Origin of the sequence: Endozoicomonas sp. ONNA2, from assembly GCF_024606365.1 — a bacterium.
Classification (GTDB): Bacteria; Pseudomonadota; Gammaproteobacteria; order Pseudomonadales; family Endozoicomonadaceae; genus Endozoicomonas.
Genome location: NZ_JAHHPO010000252.1, coordinates 1 through 3,227 on the forward strand (window position 1 = coordinate 1; position 3,227 = coordinate 3,227).

The 3,227-nt window shown below is 55.9% G+C and carries 2 protein-coding genes; one reads left to right on the forward strand and one right to left on the reverse strand.

The window, feature by feature from the left end; translation table 11 throughout:
* The first annotated feature begins 28 nt into the window (after nt 1-28).
* A complete protein-coding gene (locus tag KDK14_RS04500) occupies nt 29-2,209 on the forward strand; it encodes a hypothetical protein (RefSeq protein WP_257263824.1) in 2,181 nt (726 codons plus the stop codon).
* A 297-nt stretch (nt 2,210-2,506) separates the two neighbouring features.
* On the opposite strand, the gene KDK14_RS04505 is transcribed toward KDK14_RS04500, so the two are convergent.
* Nucleotides 2,507-3,227 (reverse strand): hypothetical protein (locus KDK14_RS04505; RefSeq protein WP_373691029.1); only part of this gene is annotated, 721 nt, incomplete at its 5' end.

The window sequence follows — 3,227 nt, forward strand, 5'->3', positions numbered from 1 at the left end:
TAATTAATGTCATTATGAGGTAGTCGTTTTGATAGAGTCACCGGCCTCGCCGAAAGTTGGCACTGCAGGCAACTGGTCACCTGCGACGACGATATCTTCAGGGCAACAGGGACGATTGGGCAGCCTTGATGTATCCGGGGAGTCCGGGGTAGAACCGCTTTTACCGGCCCCGGATGAAACTCTGGTAAACGAAGGCACCAACCCACCGCTGCAGCAACGCAAAACCGCCAGCCTGGCTGGTCAGCGGCCAAAGGCAGTGGTGGCGCTGGGATTGTTGTCCGGTCTTGCCACTGCTGGCATGGCAGCAACCATCAACCGTAACAGCGACCCGTGGATTGCGGTGCCAGATGCCGAAACCCTGGGCAAGATTGGCCATGACCCGCACTACCCGCTCAATGGCAATTACCAGCAAACTGTTGGGTATATTGACGGCGGCCAGTTACGCCAGTCCATTGGTAATGTCACTCACCCGTTTACCGGCGTCCTCCATGGCGAAGGCAAAAAAAAAGTGACCATTGGCAACCTCAGAAATTGCCTGGTGAAAACGCTGGCCGGTGGCGTGGATAGCCTGCGCTTTACTGGTGCCAATATAACCTCCAAAGGCTCGACCGGGGTGGTAGCCTGTGAAATTTCAGACCGGGCCACAGTCAGCAATATTTACGTTGACAATGCCCGGGTAGTGGCCTTGGGTAATGAAGCGCATGGGGGGATTATCGGCGGGGATGTCAATGGCACGATTATCAACACCAAGGCAGTGAACAGCAATGTGACTGCCTCCAGCTCCAGATACATTAGCAACGCAGGCATTGGTGCGGGCAGGCTCACAGGAGGCAAGGTGGTCAACACCACAGCGGTGAACTGCACACTGGCAACCTCCAGCTGGGCAGGTGGGAACGCAGGCATTGGCGCTGGACGCCTTGATGATAACGGCATAATTGCCAACACCACAGCAGTGAACTGTAAAGTAGTTACACCCGGTTTTGGCATGGCTGGCATTGGTGCCGGACTCGTCGAGATTGGTACGGTTGCCAACACCACAGCAATTAACTGTCAAGTGGCGACTGGCGGTGGCGGGGCAGGCATTGGCGCAGGGGGGCTTGATCATAGTATGAACAGGGTCACCAACACCACCGCAGTGAATTGTCAAGTGGAAAACACGGGTGCAGACATAACCGGATTTTCTGGCACTGGCTCGGCTGGCATCGGCGCGGGTGTGGCTGCTGTCTTCGACACAATTGCTGATACCACAGCGGTGAACTGCCAAGTGGTAACCTCCGGCGAGAATGGTGATGCAGGTATCGGCTTGGGCCGGGCTGCTATTGGTGGTGTGATTGTCGACACCACAGCGGTGAACTGTACCGTAGCAGCCGCCGGCCAAGGTGGCAGGGCAGGCATCGGCGCAGGGCGGGTTCTCCTGGATCTGGCCACGGTTGCCAACACCAAGGCCGTGAACTGTCATGTGGCATCCACGGGTCCCGGCGGAGGCGCGGGCATCGGGGCAGGCCGGGTCAGACGTAACACTGCCTCTGAAGCGATTGCCAACACCACCGCATTGAATTGTACCGTGTTAGCCTCGGGCAACCAGGCAACGGCGGGTATCGGGGTGGGAGATATTGATTTCGCTGGCACTGTTGTCAGCACCACGGCGATTAACTGCCGGGTCGATAGTCCGGGTAAAGATTCAACAGCCGCTGTCGAGGGTGGGCCTGACCCCGATATTTGTAATGTTCATGTTAATGGTCGCGAGCAGAACAATACAGACAACGGTTGTCGTTTCGAGCTGGACAAGTTATGTGCAGGCCTTGACCATCGACTACTAACAACGGATTGCCGATTTAATGATGACTTTGCGGGAATGATCAGAAATTATACCCGTCCGCTACACCCTGCTACCCCAACAATAATCCCGTCTTCCTCCAGCAGCAGAAGCCCGTCAGCGTCGAGCCTGAGTAACGTCGCCATAGCCGGTATCGCCTTCGGCGGCGTACTCTTTGTACTGGTCGGCATTGTGTGTCTCTACCGCCATTATTGCCACAGATCATCGTCCAGGGCTGCGGGCAACCATTATGGGCCTCTGGTTGCCAGAGGCAGGAGAGGCGTCAGCCTTACCATGGATGGGTCTGATAATTTACAACGACGCCGGGGAGTACCGGGCAATAATTCTGCACGCAGTGCTAATGAACGACTGCCGTTAATTCCGCGGATATAGATTCGAACCGATATTGTCTGTGCAGTAGGGCGGTCTATTCTCGGACAGCCTCCTGGAATAGCCTCCCGGAAATAACTTCAAATGTAGAGGCTTCTGGTCAAGTCGTGTCAGAGGCGGGCTATTTTTCGATTCCCTGGCAGCTGTCTGGCAGAAGCGGGGATTAACTCTGAACAGGCAATCAGCTTAATAGTGGATAAAAAAGACCTCTGCACATTGGCTGTGGCGACTGTGCTATGGGCTGCTATAGTCGTGTATTGGTTATAACCAAAACCTTTTGGCGGGTCTGAAGGGATTTTTTCACACAATTACCGGATTCATTTCCTGTTCACGATAAACGGCATCAACTGCGATAGCTCCGGCAGCAGCCCCGGCAATAGAGAAGCCAGCCCCGATAGCGCCTAAGAAAAACCCGAAAGCACTAAAAGTGCCGAAAGCCCCGGAAGGGATTACAGCTGCCCCGAAAGCCCCGGCAGTAATGACAGCCCCGACGGCCCCGGCAGCAACCTCGACGGCCCCGGCAGTAACACCGATGGCTCCGGCAATGAACCCGACGGCTCCGGCAGTGGCCGCAAACCGAAGGCTTCCGGCAATGGCAGTAATCTCGACGACCCCGGTAGCAGACCTGACGGCACTGGCAGTAACCCCGAAGTACCCGACAATAGTCCCGAGAGTCCCGAGACCCCCGGCAGCAGCACCGACAGCTCGGGCAGTAGCCCTGTCAACCCCGACAGCAACCCCGACAGCCCCGACAGCAGCCCCGAAAATTAACACGGGAGTAACCTCGGGAACAACCCCGCCAACAATCCAGGCAGTAATCCCAGCAGTAACCCCGGCAATAGAAGACACGTCAATAATCCCGTCAACAGACATGGCAACAGCCGCCGTGATAACAAGAGCCCCGGTAGCCAGGGTACCTCCGGTAATCGCGGTAGCAAACGCTCTGATAGCAAACGGGGAAACAAACCGCGAAACAGTTTGGCCAAAAAGTTTAAACGCTTTTTCCGAAATAATGACCGCA